The sequence below is a fragment of the Olsenella sp. DNF00959 genome (assembly GCF_001553055.1).
GTDB classification, from domain to species: Bacteria; Actinomycetota; Coriobacteriia; order Coriobacteriales; family Atopobiaceae; genus Olsenella_I; species Olsenella_I phocaeensis.
On sequence record NZ_KQ960133.1, the window covers coordinates 237,509 to 256,447 of the forward strand.

An 18,939-nucleotide genomic window follows, 5' to 3' on the forward strand; every position below is an offset into this window, starting at 1 on the left:
GTCTACGGAGGAAGCATGAGAATCATTCGCGTCGCAGACTACGATGAGATGAGCAGCCGTGCGGCTGACGTCATCGCCGCCCAGCTCATCCTTGACCCCAGGAGCGTCCTGGGCCTCGCCACGGGCACCACGCCCGTCGGCGCCTACCGCCTCCTCGTCGAGAAAAACCGTCGCGGCGAGATAGACTTCTCGCAGGTCCGCACCTATAACCTGGACGAGTATCGCGGGCTCTCGCACGACGATTCCCAGAGCTACCACTACTTCATGGCCGACAACCTGTTCAAGCACGTGAACATCGACATGGCAAACACCCACGTGCCAGACGGCTCCGACCCCGACGCCGAGTCCGCCTGCCGAGCCTACGACGCCATGGTCGAGGAGGCGGGCTACCCGGACCTCCAGCTCCTGGGCATCGGCAACAACGGTCACATCGGCTTCAACGAGCCTGCCGAGGGCTTTCCCGTGGGCACCCACTGCGTCGACCTGACGCCCAGCACCATCCAGGCCAACAGTCGCCTCTTCGACGACCCCGACGACGTTCCCCGCCAGGCCTACACCATGGGCGTGGGGACCATCATGAAGTCCCGTCGCGTGCTCGTCCTGGCGAGTGGCGCCGCCAAGGCCGATGCGGTCAGGGCCATGTGCTACGGCCCCGTGGTTCCGAGCTGCCCCGCGTCTGCGCTGCAGCTGCATCCCGACTGCATCGTCATAGCGGACGAGGCGGCACTGGCCAGGTGTCCTGAGGAGTAGCCGCCGGCAGGGGGGACGCCGTCCGCTCGACGGGTGGCGGAGTCAACGCGCAAGGCGAGAGGGACGTCGCGACCAAGGTCGGGCGTCCCTCTCGCTTGTCTCGGGCCCGTTGTCCCGCGCCTGCGCCGTTCGCGCCTGCGTTGACTACAGCTTTACGACGCGCGGCTCGTGGCTGTAGTGGTTGAGCACCTCGCAGCCGTCCTCGGTGACGATGAGCAGGTCCTCGATGCGCACGCCGATCTCTCCCGGGATGTAGATGCCGGGCTCGATGGAGAAGCACTGGCCGACCTGGACCGGCTCGTCGTGGGTCGCGCTGACGTCGCCGGGCTCGTGGTCCTGCAGGCCGATCTGGTGCCCCAGGCGATGCGTGAAGCGGGGGCCGAACCCGGCGTCCTCGATGACCTTGCGGGCCGTGAGGTCGATCTGGGCAAAGGTCACGCCGGGGCGCACGATGGCCTCGGCAGCCTCGTTGGCGCGGCGCACGGTGTCGTACACCAGGAGCTGGCGCTCGCTGGGACGGGCGGTGAAGAAGGTACGGGTCATGTCCGAGCAGTACCAGTCGCGCTTGCAGCCCACGTCGAAGAGGACCATGTCGCCCTTGGTCAGAGCGGTCTGGTCGGGCTCGTGGTGGGGGTCGGCGGCGTTGGTGCCAAAGCTCACGATGGGCGTGAAGGAATGGTCCTGCGCGCCAAGGCGCCGGTACTCCGCCAGCAGCCCCTCGGCTATCTGCTGCTCGGTGACGCCCTCGCGTAGCTGTGCCACGAGCCAGTCCATGGCCTGGTCATTGGTGAGGCTGGCGTCGCGCATGAGCTGGCGCTCGCGCTCGTCCTTGACGGAGCGTGCCTCGTCGACGGCGGAGGAGGCGAGCCTGAAGCCGCTCGCCGCGCCGGCGTCCATGAGGGGCAGGAGCCAGCGCGCCGCGAGCTCCTTGTCCACGCCCAGCGGCGCGTCGTGGCGCGTGACCTCGGCCACCAGGGGTATGGGGTCCTGGGTGTCGTCGAAGCCCACGACGCGGTCTGCCGCCCCCGTGGCGTCGGGGAAGAGGCGGTTGGCAAAGAGGACGGTCTGGCCCTTGCCCAGGTAGAGCGCCAGGAAGCGCTCGTAGGGCTCGGTGTAGTAGCCGGTCAGGTACCAGATCGAGAGCGGGTCGCACACCAGCATCTGCTCGAGTCCCATCGACTCGAGTCCCTCGAGCACGCGTTCCTTGCGTCCCTGGTTCATGGGTCCTCCTCGTGATGGGCCGCGTTCTGGCGCGCTGGCCTGGGGTCGCGCTGCCCGAGGTGCCGTCTCGGCGCGTTGCGGCTGTCTACCTTTGGTGAATACTCACCTGCTGATATACACTCAAAGGCTGCATGGTACAAGGCTGCGGAATCGCGTGCACGCCGCGGCCACTTCTTGGAGGTAAGCGATGGATAACGAGACTTCCCCCGTCAACCGGGTGGACGAGATCCGCGACGAGCTGGTCAGGCTCCAGGGGAAGCGAGTCAGGGTCCGCGCGAACATGGGTCGCTCCCGCGTCATCGAGCGCTCGGGCACCCTGGTGGGCGCCCACCCCTCCCTCTTCGTCATCGAGGTAGAGGAGAGGCGCGGCCGCACCGCCCGCCAGTCCTACCAGTACGTGGACGTGCTGACCTCCACCGTCGAGCTCTATGATCCCGACACCGGGGAGCGCCTGCTCGATTACTCGCAGGTGGAGATGTAAGAGGGAAGCGCGCCCCGTCGGATGCCGGCGGGGCGCCTCGCATCCGTGGCAGCCGTGCCTCCGCCCGCCTGTGGAAGGCGGAGGCGGGGGGCGTCCAAGATGATGTCGAGCCATCAGACGGGGGAGAGGCGCATGGGCACGGAACGAGTCAGGATCGCCGCGCCGGCTAAGCTGAACCTGCACCTGGGAATCCATCCGGGCAGGGACGAGCGTGGCTACCACCGGGCCGATTCCGTCATGGTGGCCGTCTCCCTTGCCGACGAGCTGCTCGTCTGGGAGGAGTCGGGCCGCGAGCCCGGCCTGCGCATGAGCGAGGACGTGGGGGTCGACCCACGCAAGAACACGGTGTGGGTCGCAGCGCAGCGCCTCTGCGAGGAGTACGGCCATGAGCCTTGCTTCCAGGTCGAGGTCACCAAGCGCATCCCGGCACAGAGCGGGCTCGGCGGGTCGTCGTCGGACGCGGCGGCCATGCTGCTCGCCCTCTGCGAGCTCTGGGGAGAGGATCCCGCCGACGAGCACGTGGTCACGGTGGCCCGCGGCGTGGGTGCCGACGTGCCCTTCTTCCTCAACCTGGCTCCCTCCTTCCTGGGCGGCGCGGGAGACGTGCTGCGCGAGTCCTTCTCCCCGCTCGACGGTGTTCCCGTGGCGCTGGTCAGACCCAGGGGAGGCGTCTCCACGGCCGAGGCCTACCGGGCCTTCGACCTGGCGCCCAGCGAGCCGCCCTCGCCGGAGGGCATGTGCCGGGCCCTTCGCGTGGGCGACGTGCGCGCGGTCGTGGATGCCCTCCACAACAACCTCGCCGACGCCGCCGCCCGGGTCGAGGGAGGGGTCGCGCTCGTCGAGGGGTGGCTGCGCGACCAGGAGGGCGTGCTTGCCGCGCAGGTCACGGGCTCGGGGAGCTGTGTGTTCGCGATTTGCGAGGACGAGGTCGCGGCGTCTCGCGTCGCCGGTCGCGCGAGCTCGGAGCTCGGCCTCTGGTCCCGCGCCACGCGTACGGTTTCCAGGCGAGGGGGGCTTCTCGCCTAGGGCGGCAGGCTGACGGCACGAGGCAGTACGAGGCGCGTTTGCGGCGATTGTCTTCACGTCACTCTCGCCCGGGCAAATCTGCTAGAGTAGACAAGCTTTTCGGGACGTAGCGCAGTTTGGTAGCGCGCACGGTTCGGGACCGTGAGGTCGCTGGTTCGAATCCAGTCGTCCCGACCACGAGAGTTCGGCCGTCGGCATCCGTGCCGACGGCCTTTTTGATGCCGGGCGCCGCTCTGCGACCATCCCGGCGTGAGGAGTCTCATGGGCGTCAAGGAAGCTTCAGCGATTGCGGCGGCAACGGGCAACGGCGACGAGGGCGCGCGGCTCTCGCCCTTCTTCACCTCCGGCTGGGGAGTCTTCCTCCTCTGCACGTTCTGCTGCCTGCTCTGGGGCAGCGCCTTCCCCTGCATCAAGCTCGGGTATCGCCTCTTCTCCATCCCCGCAGGGGACTATGGCTCCCAGCTCCTCTTTGCGGGCGTGCGCTTCTTCCTGGCAGGTGTCATGGTTACTGCGTTCATGAGCGTCAGGCGCGGTCACTTCCTGCGTCCCCGCGTGGACGAGCTTCCGGTGGTGATGCTCCTCTCCACCTTCCAGACCATCGTCCAGTACCTCTGCTTCTATGTGGGGCTCGCCTTTGCGATGGGCACCACGAGCTCCATCATCACGGCGAGCTCGAACTTCTTCGCCATCCTGCTCTCGGCGCTCGCGTTCAGGCAGGAGAGGCTCACCGGTCGCAAGCTCCTGGGCTGCGTCCTGGGATTCGCCGGCGTCGTGGTGGTCAACCTGGGAAGCCTTGGCAAGGGCGGCTTCGCCCTGGGGGGAGAGGGCCTCATCCTCATCTCCGCGCTTTCCGGCGGGCTCGTCACCTGCCTCCTGCGCCGCCACACCCAAGAGCATGATCCCGTGATGCTGAGCGGCTGGCAGTTCATGCTGGGCGGCCTGGTGCTCGCGGGTCTCGGACTCGCCCTGGGCGGCCACCTCTCGAGCCCCGGCATCGCTGGCGTGCTGCTGGTCCTGTACATGGGGTTCATCTCTGCCGCCGCGTACTCCGTCATGAGCCAGCTGCTCTCGGTCAACGCGGTGTCGCGCATCGCGGTCTTCCGCTTTATGACGCCGGTCTTCGGCTTCCTGCTCTCGGCGCTTTTGCTGGGCGAGGCCGGTTCCATCGACCCGCTGCGCTCGGTCCTGGCGCTCGTGCTGGTCTCGGCCGGAATCGTGGTGGTCAACGTGGCGCCGGGGGCGAGGGGCAGGGCGGCGTAGGGCCGCCTCTTCCGAGGCCGTTCGTCGCCCTTGCCGCAGGGCCGAGAGCCGCCGGCCGAACCGCGCGCTCCGCTCGGCAGGGACGCATGCCTTGGGCTCCGTGGCATTGGGCATAAGAGTCGAAGGGGCCCTTCGACCCCTCTGCCTGCTCTCCTACGTCCGGAGGTGGTTGTGATGCACGTTCTTGGGCTCGGATTGCCGGAGCTTGTCGTCCTCCTGGTCTACGTCGCGCTTCCGGTGGTCGTGATCGTCCTCGTGGGTCGTGGCGTGTACCGCTGGGGAAGGGCGGTGCGGGAGGACCTGGACTCCATCGCCAGGAGCCTCGAGCGCCGGGGTTCGGACGACGCCCTTCTCCCCAAAGATTAATCGCGAAAAATTAAATAGCGCACTGTATATCTCTGCGCGCAGAGGGTAGAAGCCTACCAACGAGGACGGGCGACGCAGGGTCGCGCGTCGCAGGGGAGGGTCGAACCTGGACGCGTCCGGGCCAATCGAGAGGAAACTACCATGAAGAAGGTTCTCTTCGTGCAGGGCTCGCTCCGCAAGCAGTCCTTCAACCGCCAGGTCCAGGCCGCAATCGTCGAGGAGTTCGGCGACTCCGTCGAGGTTAGCGAGCTCGACTACTCCGAGCTGCCCCTCATCAACCAGGACGTCGAGTGGCCCACCCCCGCCGCCGTCGCCAAGGTGCGCGAGCGGCTCATGGCCGCCGACGCTATCTGGGTCGTCACCCCGCAGTACAACGCGAGCTTCCCCGGCCACGTCAAGAACCTCTTCGACTGGCTGTCCCGCCCCGTCGAGCAGGGTAAGCCCGCCACCGCCATCAAGGGCAAGAAGGTTACCGTCACCGGCATCGGTGGCAAGACCGCTACCGCCCAGATGCGCGCAGCCCTGAGTTCGCTCCTGCGCTTCATCGGCATGGACACCATGGACGAGGAGGGCACCGGCTACGCCGTGAACGGCAGCGCATGGATGAGCAACGTGGTCGAGCTCAGCGACGAGCAGGTCGCGGCGCTCAAGAAGCAGGTCGCGGACTTCCAGGCCTTCATCGAGGCGTAGGCGCTCGCTGGCGGGACGCTCTCCGCGCGACTCATCGCTTGCAGCACCCGGGCGGGTGGCACATCGCGTGCCGCCCGCTTTTTTGTGCCGGGGGAGGCTCGCAGGACGGTGGGCGCCAATCTCCCTCGGCGTCTGCGCCTCTGTCTTTATGGAGCAGCGACGCCGACCGCGAGCAAGCCCGCGTCCGCCCCCTGTACCATGGAGCCAGGTCCCGTGCGCCATCATCGCGCGGGCACACCAACACGCGAGCCGCTTCCGGAGGCATCATGGAGCTGCAGAAGATCGACTACGACGAATACCGCCAGATTGCCGAGGGCATCGGGCGTCCCCTCCCCATTGAGCAGACCGAGTCCTGGGCCGAGTACCAGAAGACCGTCGAGGGTCGCACCCCCTACGGTTACTTCAAGCTGGTCGACGGCACGAGAGTCGCCGCCATCATGTCGGTCATGGACTTCCAGACCCACGGCTATCACTACCTGCGTTCGGAGCATGGCCCGGTCTGGCTCGACGAGCCCGACGAGGCCCAGGAGCGCCAGGCCGTGGAGGCGATTCGCTCCTGCCTGCGTGGCATGGGCTCCCACGCCGTCTTCGTTCGCATGGCCGTGGCGCACGAGCTCGACGCGACTCGCCCCACGCTCTCCACGATCCCCTACGACCGCACGGTGATCGTCGACGTCACGGGAGGCGACGAGGCGATCCTCTCGCGCATGAAGCCGCGCGGCAGGCGAGACGTACGCAAGGCCCTGCGCGAGGCGCCCGTCACCTGCGCGGACGAGACCCAGCGCGCGATCGAGTCCTTCGACGAGTACTACGAGGTCATGGTCGAGACGGGCGAGCGCGACGGCTTCGTTCCCGCCCCCGCGTCCGACTATGTCACGATGCTCGAGGTCCTTGGCCCCGAGCACTGCCGCCTGCTCGCCGGGCGCGACGAGGGCGGCCGCGTGGTCACCTGGTCGATCTGCACGATCTCGGGCACGCGCGCCACGCGCTACTACGCCGCCTCGAGGAACGAGACCATGCGCAGGCACGTCTCGGACAAGCTGGTCTACTTCGAGTGCTGCGAGATGGGTCGCCTGGGTTGCGAGGAGTACGACCTCATGGCCATCGGCTCCGAGTTCTCGCCCAGCCTGATGGGCCTCAACGAGTTCAAGACCAAGTTTTGCAAGGAGGTCGCCGAGGTCGCCCCCGACCGCGACGTCCCCCTGAGGCCCGCCGCCTACGCCGCGCTCGTGCAGGCGCGCAGGCTCGTGGTGGCCCGCCGGCAGCGGCGCGAGGACAAGGCTCGCAAGGGCACCCGAGGCGAGAAGAGCGAGGGCTAGCGCATGGCGGTCAGGTACAACGACGCCCGCTTCGTCGCGTCCTATGGCAGGGCGGAGCAGATCCCCGAGCCCAGCATGCCGGAGGTCTCGTTTGCGGGACGCTCCAACGTGGGCAAGTCGTCGCTGCTCAACAAGCTGCTGGGGCGCAAGGCGCTGGCGAAGGTCTCGAGCCAGCCGGGTCGCACCGCCAACGTCAACTTCTTCGAGGCCGACGGCATCGACTTCGTGGACCTGCCGGGCTACGGCTTCGCCAAGGTCAGCAAGGCCGAGCGCGCCCGCTGGGCGGCGCTCATCTCGGGCTACTTCGAGCAGGAGCGCAGCTTCAACCTGGTGGTCGTGCTCGTGGACATCCGCCACGACGCCCAGGACCTGGACCGCCAGATGATCTCGTTCCTGCAGGGGGGCGGGTATCCCTTCGTGGTGGCGCTCACCAAGGCGGACAAGATCGGCCGCTCCAAGCAGGGGCAGCAGAGGGCGGCCCTCGCCCGCGCCTTCGGCGTCGACGTGGACCGGTTCGTGGTCACCTCGGCGCAGACCGGCCAGGGCATCGACGAGCTGCAGCGCAGGATCGAGCTTGCCGTGGACGAACCGGAGGGCGAGGGCGAGCTCGCGGTCGACGACGGGGGCGGTACGTCCTAGCGCACGCGGTAGCGCTCGGATATCCCCAGCGCCCGGTCGCTGGCAACGAGCACGTTGTCCCCGTCCTTGCGGGGTTCCTCGGGTCGCTCGGGAATCAGGTACAGCCGGGAGAACTCCCGACCAAAGACGCGCAGGGTCTCGTCCAGGGGGCGAGATCTGCGCCCCTCGAGCGGGCAGATGAGATTGGCCAGGTAGATGCCGTCGTCGCTGAGGTGCTCGTGGATGATGCGCGCCCCCTCCTCCGTTCCCATGGGCCCCAGGGGCCTCTTGCCGCTGAAGGCGTCGTTCACGACGAGGTCCCAGCGGCGGTCGCTCTGGCGCAGGAACTCCCAGCCGTCGGCGCAGGCTATGCGCAGGCGCCCGTCCCTCTCGGCGTGGAACTCATCCTCCAGGCGGTCGAGGAAGAAGCTCTCGCGCGCGATTCGGATGATGGCGGGGTCCACCTCGACCACGTCGACCTCCGTCCGGGGGCAGTGGGCCACGAGCCACTTGGGAAACGAGAAGCCGCCGCCCCCTATGACGCAGGCGCTCCCCACGCCGCCGGCGATGTCCACGACCTCGGCGAAGTACTGGTGGTAGAGGGTCACGAGCTCGTGCCAGTCGTCGTCCGAGGTATAGCTGAGGCTCTGGAAGGTGCCCCGCACGTTGAGCAGGCGCAGGCTGTGCCCGTTCGCCTCCGAGTCGAAGACCAGGGCGGGCCCGAACTTGGTGCGCCTGAGCAGGACGCCGCGTCGCGCGAGCAGCCAGGGAAGGGCAAGAATCACCAGGTCAAGGGTGCAGACGAAGACGAAGAGCGCGATCAGCGGCTTGGGCATGGAGACCTCCCTGGACGGTGCGCGCGGACGGGCTTTTGATGCGGAGTAGAGATTGTGAGTACGTGCCCGCCTCGGCTATACTAACGGATGCTTTATCGCGAAAACAGCCTGAGCCATCGCTCGAAACCTATGGAGGCCCCCATGATCCTTGGACTTGGCATTCCCGAGATCCTGTTGATCCTCGTCGTCGTTCTGCTCATCTTCGGGCCCAAAAACCTTCCCAAGCTGGGGAAGTCCCTGGGCAAGACCGTGAAGAACATCCGCGAGGGCATGGAGGAGGTCGACGAGGATGGCAACGCGGTGAGCGACGTCGTCTCCGAGGTCGTGGAGGACGTCACCTCCGCCGCCAAGGGCGAGGCCGCCGGCGCGGTCGAGGACGCCGCCCCCGCAGAGCCCGCGGGCGACTCCGTCTTCTGCGGCCACTGCGGCACCAAGAACTCCGCCGACGCGGACTTCTGCAGCCACTGCGGCACCAAGCTCTCCAAGTAGCGACCGCTCCACCACCCCACAGAAGGACACGCATGGACAACAAGGAAATCATCCTCACCCCCGAAGGCCGCCAGCGTCTGGTGGACGAGCTCGCGTTCCGCGAGGGGGAGAAGCACGACGAGATCGTCGAGCGCATCAAGGAGGCCCGTGGCTTCGGCGACCTCTCCGAGAACGCCGAGTACGACGCCGCCAAGGAGGAGCAGTCCCAGAACGAGTCCCGCATCAACGAGATTCGCCAGATTCTTTCCATCGCAAAGGTGGTCGAGTCCTCGAGCGACATGCACCTCTCCGTCTCGATCGGCACCACGGTCGAGCTCGAGGACAAGGGCGGCAAGCGCACCAGCTTCACCATCGTGGGCACCACCGAGACCAACTCCCTCGAGCACCGCATCTCGAACGAGTCGCCGGTGGGCGCCGTGCTCATCGGCCACGTGGTGGGCGACCAGGTCTCCTACGCCACGCCCAACGGCAGGGTCCGTGAGTACACCATCACGAACATCACCCGATAGGCAAGGCAGATCGCAGCAAGCGCGCCCCGTGCCGGCGAAGTTCGCAGGCGTGGGGCGCTTCCATCTATGAGGGAGGCGCGAGGCGGGGAAGCTTGTCCCCTCTCGCACGTGACGGAGGCGCCGAGGGCGCCCCGGGACCAAGGAGAAGGATCAGACAGATGGCCGACCAGAGCCAGGGCGCAGCGCCCCAGACCTCGATCAACGATGAGCGCGCGGTACGCCGCGCCAAGCGCCAGGCGCTCATCGACGCGGGGGTGAACCCGTACCCCGTGAGGAGCGCCATCGACGCCCATGCCGCCGAGCTGGCAGGGCGCTACGAGGAGCTCGAGGCCGGAGCCTCGACCGAGGACTCCTACACCGTCGCGGGCCGCATCCGCGCCTACCGCAAGCAGGGCAAGGCCTGCTTCGTGGTGCTCGAGGACGTGTCTGGCCAGATCCAGCTCTTCTGCCGCGTCAACAACCTCAGCGAGGCCGACTGGTCCCTCCTGGGCCAGCTCGACCTGGGAGACATCCTGCAGGCGACCGGCACCGTCATGCGCACGCGCCGCGGCGAGCTCTCCGTCTCGCCCAGCACGGTCACGCTGCTCTCGAAGTCCGTGCGCCCCCTGCCCGAGAAGTTCCACGGCCTCACCGACCGCGAGGTCCGCTACCGCCAGCGCTACGTCGACCTCATCATGAACCCCGAGGTCCGCGAGGTCTTCCGCAAGCGCTCGCAGATCGTCTCGCTCATCCGCCGCTACATGGAGGACGACGGCTACATGGAGGTCGAGACCCCCATGATGCACGCCATCCTGGGCGGTGCCAACGCCAGGCCCTTCGTGACCCACTTCAACGCCCTCGACCGCGACTTCTACCTGCGCATCGCCACCGAGCTCCCGCTCAAGCGCCTCATCGTGGGCGGCCTCGAGCGCGTGTACGAGATCGGTCGCCAGTTCCGCAACGAGGGCATGGACCTCACCCACAACCCCGAGTTCACCTCGATGGAGGCCTACTGCGCCTACTCGGACCTCGACGGCATGAAGCGGCTCACCGAGGGCCTCTTCAAGACCATCGCCCGCGAGGCCTGCGGCTGCGCGGAGGGCCACGAGGTCATCAGCTTCCAGGGCCAGAGGGTGGACATGAGCGGCACCTGGCGCTCCGTGCCCCTCTCGGAGGTCGCCTCGGAGGTCGTGGGGGAGCACGTGGACATGGACACGCCCGTCGAGCGCCTGCGCGAGCTCTGCGACGCCCACAAGATCGAGTGGCAGGAGGGCTGGGGTGCCGGCAAGCTCCTCTTCGAGCTCTACGACGAGCTGGGGGAGTCCACGCTGGTCGATCCCACCTTCGTCTGCGACTACCCCGAGGAAGTCAGCCCCCTCTCCAAGCGCAAGGACGAGGACTCGCGCCTCACCGACCGCTTCGAGCTGGTCATCTGCGGCCACGAGTACGCCAACGCCTTCTCTGAGCTCAACGACCCCGTCGACCAGGCCGGGCGCTTCGCCCAGCAGGTCGCGGCCAAGGGCATGGGCGACGACGAGGCCATGGGCTACGACTACGACTACGTCCGCGCCCTCGAGTACGGCATGCCCCCCGCAGGCGGCATCGGCTACGGGATCGACCGCATGGTGATGCTGTTCTGCGACCAGCCCGCGATACGCGACGTGCTACTCTTCCCGCAGATGAAGCCCGAGGTCATCACCAGGGCTGACATCGAGGCCCAGGTGAGCGGTGCCTTCACCGACAACGCCACGGCCTCGGTGGCGGACATCGCGGCGGATGCCGAGGCGGGAGCCTCGGACGTCGCGCAGGAAGGGAGAAGCGACCAGATGGCAGAGAAGATTGAGAGTGGCCTCACCCGCGAGCAGGCCTTCGAGCTGCTCAAGAAGTACAACGAGGACCCCTACCACATCGAGCACGGCGAGACTCTGGAGCGCCTCATGCGCCACTACGCCGGGCAGTACGACCCCCAGAACGTCGAGTTCTGGGGCCAGGTGGGCCTGCTCCACGACCTCGACTGGGAGAAGTGGCAGGACGACCAGCTGCACACCGTGAAGGCGGCGGAGCTCCTCGCGGAGGCGGGTGCCAATCCGGCGCTGGCACACTCCATCCAGACCCACAACTACGACATGAACCCCGAGCTCCCGGCGCCCGAGCACCAGATGGAGAAGGTCCTCTTTGCCATCGACGAGCTCAGCGGCCTGATCAACGCCTGCGTGCGCATGCGCCCCTCGGGCTCGGTCCAGGACTTCGAGCTCAAGAGCCTCAAGAAGAAGTTCAAGAACAAGAAGTTCGCCGCCGGCTGCGACCGCGACGTGATCGCCCACGGCGCCGAGCTCATGGGCATGGAGCTCGACGAGCTCTTCGCCAACGTGATCGAGGCCACCAAGCTCACCGACCCCGACCGCGACGTCTGGCTGGCCGAGCACCCCGAGGCCTAGCTGGGGGCGGGTGAGAGGGGCTTCCTTCCGGCTTGCGGTTGACGCCCGGCGGCCCTGAGGCCGCCGGGCGTCGGCGTCCGTGGTGCCCTCCGCGCAAGCGCGGGGCGCCCGGGCTGGCAATGGCTGGATGCCTGGTCACGGCTCCGGCCCGGAATGTGGCGTTTCTCGCCCGCGTGGGGCGAGGGAAACACTCCCGTGTCGATGGGGTACACACCAACAAGCAAACGACGCCGCCCCCGGGGCGGCCCTTCGACAGGGGGGCAAGACCGCATGTTCGAGAAGTTCACCGACAAGGCGCGCAAGGTCATGAGCCTCGCGCAGGATGAGGCCCGCAACCTCGGCAAGATGTATGTCGGCACCGAGCACCTGCTGCTCGCGCTGATCAAGGAGGGGGAGGGCATCGCGGCCCAGTCCCTGGCAAAGCTCGAGGTCACCTACGACGAGACCCTCCTCACCATCAAGGAGATCTCGTCCGAGGAGTCGGAGCCGGTCCCGGGCGGGCACATCCCCTTCACGCCGCGCGCCAAGCGCGTGCTCGAGGACGCCTACCGCGAGACCATGACCCGTGGCCAGACCTACATCGCCACGGAGCACCTGCTCCTCGGCATCGTCGCCGAGGGGGACGGGCGTGCCATGACGGCGCTCTCGCGCATGGGCATCTCGGGAGACGCCATCCGCAACGCCGTGGGCGAGCTCATGGAGCAGACGAGCGAGGAGAACTCGCGCCGCCTGCCCCAGGGCGTCGGCGCGGCCTTCGGCCAGCAGTTCGGCGGCAGCCAGCCCTCCCAGCCCTCGGGTGACGCCTCCATGCTCGAGCAGTACGGCCGCAACCTCACCAAGCTGGCGAGCGACGGCAAGCTCGACCCTGTTATCGGCCGCGACCGCGAGGTCGAGCGCGTGATGCAGGTCCTGGCCCGCCGCCAGAAGAACAACCCGCTCATCCTGGGTGACCCGGGCGTGGGCAAGACGGCCGTGGTCGAGGGGCTGGCCCAGCTCATCGCTTCGGGAGACGTGCCTGACATCCTACGCGGCAAGCAGGTCTGGACCCTGGACGTCGCCTCGCTGGTCGCGGGCTCCAAGTACCGCGGCGAGTTCGAGGAGCGCCTGAAGAAGGTCATCGGCGAGGTGATGGAGTCCAAGGAGGACATCCTCTTCATCGACGAGATGCACACCATCATCGGCGCGGGCTCGGCCGAGGGCTCCATCGACGCGGCCTCCATCCTCAAGCCTCCCCTGTCTCGCGGCGAGATCCAGGTCATCGGCGCCACCACGGCGGAGGAGTACCGCAAGCACATCGAGAAGGACTCGGCCCTCGAGCGCCGCTTCCAGCCGGTCAACGTGGGCGAGCCCAGCGTGGAGGACACGCTCTCGATCCTGCGTGGACTGCAGGACCGCTACGAGAAGCACCACCACGTCCATTACACCGAGGGCGCGCTGGCAGCCGCCGTGACGCTCTCGAACCGCTACGTGCAGGACCGCTTCCTGCCCGACAAGGCGATCGACATCATCGACGAGGCTGGCGCCCGCACCCGCGTGCACAAGACGAGCCTGCCGCCCGAGCTCGCTCAGGTGGACGAGGAGCTCGCCCGCGTCAAGGACGAGAAGGCCCAGGCCGCCAGCGCCCAGGAGTTCGAGGAGGCCGCCCGCCTGCGCGACCGCGAGAAGGAGCTCAGCGCGAAGCGCGACGAGCTCGAGGCGGCCTGGCGCGAGCGCCTGGACGCCAACGTCGTCGTGGTGGACGAGGCCGACATCGCGGACGTGGTGTCAGAGATCACGGGCGTGCCCGTCTCCAACCTCACCGAGGCCGAGGCCAGCAAGCTGCTGCGCGCCGAGGAGGCCCTGCACCAGCGCGTCGTGGGCCAGGACGAGGCCGTGACCAAGGTGTCCAAGGCCATACGTCGCAGCCGCTCGCCCCTCAAGGACCCGCGCAGGCCCGGCGGCTCCTTCATCTTCCTGGGCCCCTCGGGCGTGGGCAAGACGGAGCTCGCCAAGTCGCTCGCGGAGTTCCTCTTTGGCAGCGAGGACGCCCTGATCAGCTTCGACATGTCCGAGTTCATGGAGAAGCACAGCGTCTCGAAGCTCGTCGGCGCCCCTCCGGGATATGTGGGCTACGACGAGGGCGGCGAGCTCACCAAGGCCGTGCGCCGCAGGCCCTACTCCGTGGTGCTCTTCGACGAGATCGAGAAGGCCCACCCCGACGTCTTCAACATCCTCCTCCAGATCCTGGACGAGGGCAGGCTGACCGATGGCCAGGGACGCACGGTGGACTTCTCCAACACCGTCATCATCATGACCTCCAACATAGGTGCCCGCGAGATCGCACAGACCGCGCCCATGGGCTTCAGCGCCCAGGGCAACGGTGGGCTGTCTGACAAGGAGATCCGCAGCCGTGTGGAGGGCGAGCTCAAGCGGCTCTTCCGCCCGGAGTTCCTCAACCGCGTGGACGAGATCGTGGTCTTCAAGTCGCTCGAGGCTCAGCAGCTCCGTGGCATCGTGGAGCTCATGGTGGGCGAGCTGCGCAACCGACTCATCGGCCAGGGGATGTCCATCGAGCTCACCGACGCCGCTCGCGACTTCGTGGCCAAGGAGGGCACCGACCCTGTCTATGGCGCGCGACCGCTGCGTCGGGCCATCCAGACCCTCATCGAGGACCGGCTGGCCGAGGAGCTGCTCCAGGGCAAGTGGAAGGCCGGCGACATCGTGCTGGTCGACTCCGACGGGAAGGGCCTGAGCTTCTCGCGCGGCGAGGGGGAGATTCCCTCCATCACCGAGCGGGTGCACATGGAGCTCCCGCGCGCCAGGAGCCACTGGTCTCCCACGCCCCACGCACCCGAGGGTGCGGTCTCCTCGGAGGGCTAGGGCGAGAATGGCGCGCTGCCTGAGCTTGCGCGCGGACAGCCGTTGATTGCGACCGGCCCCGGGGCGTGCCGCGAACGGCGCCCCGGGGCCGATTTCTGTCGTGGCAGCGTTCCGTTGCGTCTCTGCTGCAACGCCGCCGCCCCATCGCCACCCTGCCGCCGCACGGGCCGCTGCCGCTACTCCTTCCGCAGGTAACCTGCGACTCGGGAGCGCCAGTTCTCGGAGGCATGAAACAGGTCCAGGAGCACCACTGCCTCGTCCTCTTCGATGGCGCGATACACGGCTATGTACCTCTCGACCTTCACCCATCCGAGGGCTCCTGACTCGGGGGCGGTATCCGTCTTGACCAACGATGCGCCCATGAACGGCGTGCCGCCGAGCAGCGACTGCGCCCTTTCTTGTGCTGCAACGAGCCTCTCTGCGGACCTTCGGCCATAGTATTTGAGTCGATAGTCCAGGACGGTGGAGAAACGTTCCTCGTAGGCGGGGGTCGTGAGCACCCTATAGGTCACGGCTTGCTCTCAGGCTGTCGGTGAAGTCGGAAGCGCTGCGGGTGGCTCCGGCGCCGTACGCCTCGTCGGCGGCCGCAACGCGAGCGAGAAACTCCTCGCGAGTTCCCAGGCCGAGGGGGTTGCGAGGGACGGCTACGAGTTCGACGCGTTCTCCATCGCTCAGGAATGCCACCTGGTCGCTCGGGTGAACCCCCAGGATCTCTCTAATGGACTTGGGGAGAGTCACCTGCCCCGTTTGTGTGATGGTTCCCGCCGCAACAGGCATGCAGCGCTCCTTCCTTTGGCCATCCTTTATTCGCCTCTCGATATTAATATTAATATCGAGAGGTGTCGATGCCAGAAGCACCAATGCGGGCTGCCGACTCGGTACCCGGTGCTCGCGGAGGCGGGGATGCGACGCTGGTGTGGCGCGTCTCGCCTGGAGTTGTTCTCTACTGCGTACCGCGGCGTATTGCCGTCGCGGCACGCCCTTGCTCCGGCGGGGGACGCTCGCGCGCTGAGGTTTGTTCTTTACTGCGGCGTTCCGGGGGATCCTCTCCCCCTGTGGGCGGGTAGGGAACACGCGGCGCCCGGGGTTGTTCTCTACTGCGCCGCCGCGCGGGATTCTCGCCCGCGAGGCAGAGTAAAGAACGCGCCTGCCGACGTCTTCCCAGCTGCGGCCCGGGACGGCGTTCCTTACTCCCCCATCCGCCGCAATGGCCCGCCCGTGTGAGAGAAAAGAACGTCCGCCGTCGCGGTGCCGGCCGCCGCGCCCTGATGTGGGCGGGCGTGGCGAGAGAAAAGAACATCCGTCGCCGGCGCGCCGTCCGCCCCGTGGCCCGCCGTCGCGCCCCCACCCCTGCACCCCTCTCGCCCAACCCCAGACCGCCTGGGCCTGCGCCGCCGCAGCGCCCTATACTGTGAGGTACTGTCCGGGCGGCCCCGTCGTGGGCCGGCAGCAGAGGAAAGGGGACCCATGGAAGCAGCGATCGCCGAGGCCGATGCCAACGACACCAGCAGGCGATTCAGGGACGCCATCTCCCAGACGGCTCCGGGAACGGCGCTGCGCCTCGCCCTGGACATGATCATCGCCGGCCACCTCGGCGCGCTCATCTGCATCGGAGACACCGACAACGTTCTCGCAGCCGGCGATGACGGCTTCAGGCTCGACATCTCGTTCACGGCCAACCGCCTCTTCGAGCTCTCCAAGATGGACGGCGCCATCGTGGTGGACAAGGGCCTCACGCGCATCCTGCGCGCCAACTACCACCTCAACCCCGACCCGTCGCTGCCCACGAGCGAGACCGGCATGCGCCACCGCACCGCGGCTCGCATGAGCCTGCTCACCGACGCCATGGTCATCTCGGTCTCGGAGCGGCGCCAGGTCGTTACCGTCTTCATCGACGGCAAGGGCCACCAGCTGCGCTCCGTTGCGGACATCATGGGCACCGTGAACCAGCTCCTGGTCTCGCTCCAGTCCACGCGCACGCAGCTCGACCGCAAGCTGCTGCGCCTCACCACCCTCGAGCTCGACAACTACGTGACGCTCTCTGATATCTCGCAGACCATCTACCTCTTCGAGGTGCTCATGACGGCCTCGGAGGAGCTGGGCAACCTCCTCCTCCAGCTGGGCAGCGAGGGCAAGACCATCGCCATGCAGCGCGAGGAGTTCATCGGCGGCATGGACGAGGAGTACACCCTGCTCGTCCGCGACTACGCCGCCGACTCCAGCGAGGAGAACGCCGCCGGCGTACGCCGTCGCCTGCACGAGACGGTCAACGCCCAGCTGCGCTCCTCGAAGCGGATCGCCAGCATCCTGGGTTACGAGGACAAGGGCGAGGATTCGGTCATGACGCCTTTGGGCCTGCGCACCCTCTCGGGCATCTCGGTCGTGCGCGAGGGCATGGCAGACAAGATCGTCGACGAGTTCGGCTCGCTGCAGCAGCTCCTCGACGACATCGAGCAGAACCCCGCCCGCCTCGATCGCGTGGGGGTCGAGAACCCCGGCATCCTGGCCGACAGCCTGTATCGCATGTGGGGCAAGCGCGCATGAGCGGGAGAGAGGCGCCTCGTCCCGCCGCGTGCGCCTGCCCCCAGCGCGTGGACGAGGCCAGCCCCGAGCCCGACGCCTGCGCAGTCGTCGTCGCGGGCGGCTGTGGCGAGCGCTTCGGCGATCCGCGCGGCAAGCAGTTCGTGGAGCTGAGGGGCCTTCCCTTGGCCTGCTGGTCGCTCCTCGCCTTCGACCGTGCCCCCTCGGTGGGGCACATCGTGGTCGTCTGCGCGCCAGAGCGTGCGGACCAGATGCGCGACGAGGTCCTTTCTCGCGTCTCGCTCAGGTGCGAGGTGAGCCTGGCGTCGGCCGGCCAGACGCGCCAGCAGTCCGTCCTCTCGGGGCTCAACGACGTGCCCGACCGCTTCGACCTCGTGGCGATCCACGACGCCGCGCGGCCGCTCGTCTCCACCGCCTCCATCGAGGAGGTCCTGGCGGCGGTGCGCCGGGACTCCGGTCTCGGCGGGGCCATCTGTGCCACCCACGCCACCGACACCCTGAAGCTTGCGGAGGCCGGCGTCATAGTGGCGACGCCCGACCGCAGCTTCTACTGGATGGCCCAGACCCCCCAGGCCTTCCGCCGCCGCGACATCCTCATGGCGCACAAGGCCGCCGCCTGGGATGGTTACGAGGGGACGGACGACGCCTCGCTCGTGGAGCGGCGTGGTGGCAGGGTGCTTTGCGTCCAGACCTCGCGCGACAACATCAAGGTGACGCTTCCGGAGGACCTGGCGATTGCCGAGGCGCTCCTGGAGCGCAGGCTCATCCGGGAGGGCTGCGGCCTCGGGGACTGACGTGCCCCATCGGGATGCGGCCGCGGCGCCAACTCCGGGAGGGCGTGTCCCTCCCAAGCACGACCCGACACGGCTCACAGAACGGGGAAGACATGCTTCGCATAGGTCACGGCTACGACGTCCACCGCCTGGTCGAGGGAAGGCGCTGCATTCTGGGCGGAGTGGACATCCCTTCCAGGCTCGGCCTGCTGGGGCACTCGGACGCGGACGTGCTGGCGCATGCGCTCTCCGACGCCCTGCTCGGGGCCCTCCGTGCCGGGGACATCGGCCAGCTCTTCCCGGACACCGACCCGGCCTACAAGGACGCGGACTCGCTCGCCCTCCTCTCGCGCGTGGGCGAGCTGGCGGGCGAGAGGGGCTTCTCCATCGTGGACTGCGACTGCACCGTGGCCGCCCAGGTGCCCAAGCTGATGCCCTACCGGCAGCAGATGAGGGAGAACCTCGCCGCCGCCCTCGGGCTCGACGTCGAGCGGGTGGGCGTCAAGGCGACCACGACGGAGGGGCTGGGCTTCGTGGGGCGCGAGGAGGGCATCGCCGCCTGGGCGGTCGTCCTCCTGGAGCGGCCGTAGGCGCCTCTCGCCCGAGGGGTCGCCTCCGCATGTCGCTGCATGACGAAGCATGCGGAGGCCGCAGGGCAAGGGCGCGCCCCCGCGGCAAAATGCGCAGCTACGCGGCGGGGCTCGCGGTCGCGGGAACTCCGATGTGGGTGGTTCCTGACCCGACCCAGGCGAGAAAACCACCCACATCGGGGCTGTGGCGGCGA

Annotated in this window: 19 protein-coding genes and 1 tRNA gene; 16 read left to right on the top strand and 4 right to left on the bottom strand. The window is 68.0% G+C overall.

Going from position 1 to position 18,939, the window contains the following annotated elements:
• Positions 1 to 15 precede the first annotated feature (15 nt).
• Entirely contained in the window at positions 16 to 750 is a 735-nt protein-coding gene (nagB, locus tag HMPREF1868_RS07925; RefSeq protein WP_009278371.1) for a glucosamine-6-phosphate deaminase, read from the top strand.
• 144 nt (positions 751 to 894) lie between these two features.
• On the opposite strand, the gene HMPREF1868_RS07930 is transcribed toward nagB, so the two are convergent.
• Positions 895 to 1,971: a M24 family metallopeptidase gene (locus HMPREF1868_RS07930; RefSeq protein ID WP_062531597.1), complete on the bottom strand. Its 1,077-nt coding sequence runs from the start codon at positions 1,969 to 1,971 to the stop codon at positions 895 to 897.
• Between the two features lie 187 nt (positions 1,972 to 2,158).
• Between HMPREF1868_RS07930 and HMPREF1868_RS07935 the strand changes: the two genes are divergently transcribed.
• The 8 genes from HMPREF1868_RS07935 (at position 2,159) to yihA (ending at position 7,752) form a co-directional block, all read left to right on the top strand.
• Entirely contained in the window at positions 2,159 to 2,452 is a 294-nt protein-coding gene (locus tag HMPREF1868_RS07935) for a Veg family protein (protein ID WP_009278373.1), read from the top strand.
• Between the two features lie 132 nt (positions 2,453 to 2,584).
• Positions 2,585 to 3,478, top strand: a complete 894-nt coding sequence (locus HMPREF1868_RS07940) for a 4-(cytidine 5'-diphospho)-2-C-methyl-D-erythritol kinase (RefSeq protein WP_062531598.1) — start codon at positions 2,585 to 2,587, stop codon at positions 3,476 to 3,478.
• Between the two features lie 100 nt (positions 3,479 to 3,578).
• Positions 3,579 to 3,655 (top strand) — tRNA-Pro (locus HMPREF1868_RS07945).
• Positions 3,656 to 3,739: 84 nt separating this feature from the next.
• Positions 3,740 to 4,738 carry a DMT family transporter gene (locus HMPREF1868_RS07950; RefSeq protein ID WP_082719591.1) on the top strand — a complete coding sequence of 333 codons (999 nt, stop codon included), beginning with the start codon at positions 3,740 to 3,742 and terminating at the stop codon, positions 4,736 to 4,738.
• A 174-nt stretch (positions 4,739 to 4,912) separates the two neighbouring features.
• Positions 4,913 to 5,104, top strand: a complete 192-nt coding sequence (locus HMPREF1868_RS07955; protein WP_062531599.1) for a hypothetical protein — start codon at positions 4,913 to 4,915, stop codon at positions 5,102 to 5,104.
• A gap of 141 nt (positions 5,105 to 5,245) precedes the next feature.
• On the top strand, positions 5,246 to 5,794 hold the full coding sequence (locus tag HMPREF1868_RS07960) for an NADPH-dependent FMN reductase (protein ID WP_062531600.1): 549 nt from the start codon (positions 5,246 to 5,248) through the stop codon (positions 5,792 to 5,794).
• Between the two features lie 266 nt (positions 5,795 to 6,060).
• The gene (locus tag HMPREF1868_RS07965; RefSeq protein WP_062531601.1) at positions 6,061 to 7,113 is read left to right on the top strand and encodes a lipid II:glycine glycyltransferase FemX; all 1,053 of its coding nucleotides are present in this window, start codon (positions 6,061 to 6,063) and stop codon (positions 7,111 to 7,113) included.
• Positions 7,114 to 7,116: 3 nt separating this feature from the next.
• Complete coding sequence (yihA, locus tag HMPREF1868_RS07970) at positions 7,117 to 7,752, top strand: ribosome biogenesis GTP-binding protein YihA/YsxC (protein WP_062531602.1); 636 nt, start codon at positions 7,117 to 7,119, stop codon at positions 7,750 to 7,752.
• On the opposite strand, the gene HMPREF1868_RS07975 is transcribed toward yihA, so the two are convergent.
• Complete coding sequence (locus HMPREF1868_RS07975; protein ID WP_062531603.1) at positions 7,749 to 8,567, bottom strand: spermidine synthase; 819 nt, start codon at positions 8,565 to 8,567, stop codon at positions 7,749 to 7,751. The genes yihA and HMPREF1868_RS07975 overlap by 4 nt on opposite strands.
• Before the next feature lie 141 nt (positions 8,568 to 8,708).
• Between HMPREF1868_RS07975 and tatA the strand changes: the two genes are divergently transcribed.
• From tatA to HMPREF1868_RS07995, 4 genes are all read left to right on the top strand, one after another.
• Entirely contained in the window at positions 8,709 to 9,056 is a 348-nt protein-coding gene (gene tatA, locus HMPREF1868_RS10215) for a twin-arginine translocase TatA/TatE family subunit (protein ID WP_009278382.1), read from the top strand.
• A gap of 32 nt (positions 9,057 to 9,088) precedes the next feature.
• Positions 9,089 to 9,565, top strand: a complete 477-nt coding sequence (gene greA / locus HMPREF1868_RS07985) for a transcription elongation factor GreA (protein ID WP_062531604.1) — start codon at positions 9,089 to 9,091, stop codon at positions 9,563 to 9,565.
• Between the two features lie 158 nt (positions 9,566 to 9,723).
• Positions 9,724 to 11,982 carry a lysine--tRNA ligase gene (gene lysS, locus HMPREF1868_RS07990; RefSeq protein WP_062531605.1) on the top strand — a complete coding sequence of 753 codons (2,259 nt, stop codon included), beginning with the start codon at positions 9,724 to 9,726 and terminating at the stop codon, positions 11,980 to 11,982.
• Between the two features lie 270 nt (positions 11,983 to 12,252).
• Positions 12,253 to 14,841 carry an ATP-dependent Clp protease ATP-binding subunit gene (locus HMPREF1868_RS07995; protein ID WP_062531606.1) on the top strand — a complete coding sequence of 863 codons (2,589 nt, stop codon included), beginning with the start codon at positions 12,253 to 12,255 and terminating at the stop codon, positions 14,839 to 14,841.
• A gap of 176 nt (positions 14,842 to 15,017) precedes the next feature.
• Here HMPREF1868_RS07995 and HMPREF1868_RS08000 read toward each other — a convergent pair whose 3' ends face one another.
• Both HMPREF1868_RS08000 and HMPREF1868_RS08005 read right to left on the bottom strand, forming a co-directional pair.
• A complete protein-coding gene (locus tag HMPREF1868_RS08000) occupies positions 15,018 to 15,353 on the bottom strand; it encodes a type II toxin-antitoxin system RelE/ParE family toxin (protein ID WP_062531607.1) in 336 nt (111 codons plus the stop codon).
• Positions 15,343 to 15,618, bottom strand: coding sequence for an AbrB/MazE/SpoVT family DNA-binding domain-containing protein (locus HMPREF1868_RS08005; protein WP_009278387.1), 276 nt, complete (start codon positions 15,616 to 15,618; stop codon positions 15,343 to 15,345). The genes HMPREF1868_RS08000 and HMPREF1868_RS08005 overlap by 11 nt, the downstream gene beginning before the upstream one ends.
• A 690-nt stretch (positions 15,619 to 16,308) precedes the next feature.
• Here HMPREF1868_RS08005 and disA point away from each other — a divergent pair.
• From disA to ispF, 3 genes are all read left to right on the top strand, one after another.
• The gene (gene disA, locus HMPREF1868_RS08010; protein ID WP_062531608.1) at positions 16,309 to 17,385 is read left to right on the top strand and encodes a DNA integrity scanning diadenylate cyclase DisA; all 1,077 of its coding nucleotides are present in this window, start codon (positions 16,309 to 16,311) and stop codon (positions 17,383 to 17,385) included.
• Positions 17,382 to 18,176 carry a 2-C-methyl-D-erythritol 4-phosphate cytidylyltransferase gene (gene ispD, locus HMPREF1868_RS08015; RefSeq protein ID WP_062531609.1) on the top strand — a complete coding sequence of 265 codons (795 nt, stop codon included), beginning with the start codon at positions 17,382 to 17,384 and terminating at the stop codon, positions 18,174 to 18,176. Before disA ends, ispD begins: the two co-directional genes overlap by 4 nt.
• Before the next feature lie 92 nt (positions 18,177 to 18,268).
• Positions 18,269 to 18,745: a 2-C-methyl-D-erythritol 2,4-cyclodiphosphate synthase gene (ispF, locus tag HMPREF1868_RS08020; protein WP_062531610.1), complete on the top strand. Its 477-nt coding sequence runs from the start codon at positions 18,269 to 18,271 to the stop codon at positions 18,743 to 18,745.
• The last annotated feature ends 194 nt before the right edge of the window (positions 18,746 to 18,939 follow it).

Bases quoted from the DNA above. Each gene is read 5' to 3' on its own strand.
- nagB (WP_009278371.1), top strand. From the start codon at position 16: ATGAGAATCATTCGCGTCGCAGACTACGATGAGATGAGCAGCCGTGCG.
- HMPREF1868_RS07930 (WP_062531597.1), bottom strand. From the start codon at position 1,971: ATGAACCAGGGACGCAAGGAACGCGTGCTCGAGGGACTCGAGTCGATG.
- HMPREF1868_RS07935 (WP_009278373.1), top strand. From the start codon at position 2,159: ATGGATAACGAGACTTCCCCCGTCAACCGGGTGGACGAGATCCGCGAC.
- HMPREF1868_RS07940 (WP_062531598.1), top strand. From the start codon at position 2,585: ATGGGCACGGAACGAGTCAGGATCGCCGCGCCGGCTAAGCTGAACCTG.
- HMPREF1868_RS07950 (WP_082719591.1), top strand. From the start codon at position 3,740: ATGGGCGTCAAGGAAGCTTCAGCGATTGCGGCGGCAACGGGCAACGGC.
- HMPREF1868_RS07955 (WP_062531599.1), top strand. From the start codon at position 4,913: ATGCACGTTCTTGGGCTCGGATTGCCGGAGCTTGTCGTCCTCCTGGTC.
- HMPREF1868_RS07960 (WP_062531600.1), top strand. From the start codon at position 5,246: ATGAAGAAGGTTCTCTTCGTGCAGGGCTCGCTCCGCAAGCAGTCCTTC.
- HMPREF1868_RS07965 (WP_062531601.1), top strand. From the start codon at position 6,061: ATGGAGCTGCAGAAGATCGACTACGACGAATACCGCCAGATTGCCGAG.
- yihA (WP_062531602.1), top strand. From the start codon at position 7,117: ATGGCGGTCAGGTACAACGACGCCCGCTTCGTCGCGTCCTATGGCAGG.
- HMPREF1868_RS07975 (WP_062531603.1), bottom strand. From the start codon at position 8,567: ATGCCCAAGCCGCTGATCGCGCTCTTCGTCTTCGTCTGCACCCTTGAC.
- tatA (WP_009278382.1), top strand. From the start codon at position 8,709: ATGATCCTTGGACTTGGCATTCCCGAGATCCTGTTGATCCTCGTCGTC.
- greA (WP_062531604.1), top strand. From the start codon at position 9,089: ATGGACAACAAGGAAATCATCCTCACCCCCGAAGGCCGCCAGCGTCTG.
- lysS (WP_062531605.1), top strand. From the start codon at position 9,724: ATGGCCGACCAGAGCCAGGGCGCAGCGCCCCAGACCTCGATCAACGAT.
- HMPREF1868_RS07995 (WP_062531606.1), top strand. From the start codon at position 12,253: ATGTTCGAGAAGTTCACCGACAAGGCGCGCAAGGTCATGAGCCTCGCG.
- HMPREF1868_RS08005 (WP_009278387.1), bottom strand. From the start codon at position 15,618: ATGCCTGTTGCGGCGGGAACCATCACACAAACGGGGCAGGTGACTCTC.
- disA (WP_062531608.1), top strand. From the start codon at position 16,309: ATGGAAGCAGCGATCGCCGAGGCCGATGCCAACGACACCAGCAGGCGA.
- ispD (WP_062531609.1), top strand. From the start codon at position 17,382: ATGAGCGGGAGAGAGGCGCCTCGTCCCGCCGCGTGCGCCTGCCCCCAG.
- ispF (WP_062531610.1), top strand. From the start codon at position 18,269: ATGCTTCGCATAGGTCACGGCTACGACGTCCACCGCCTGGTCGAGGGA.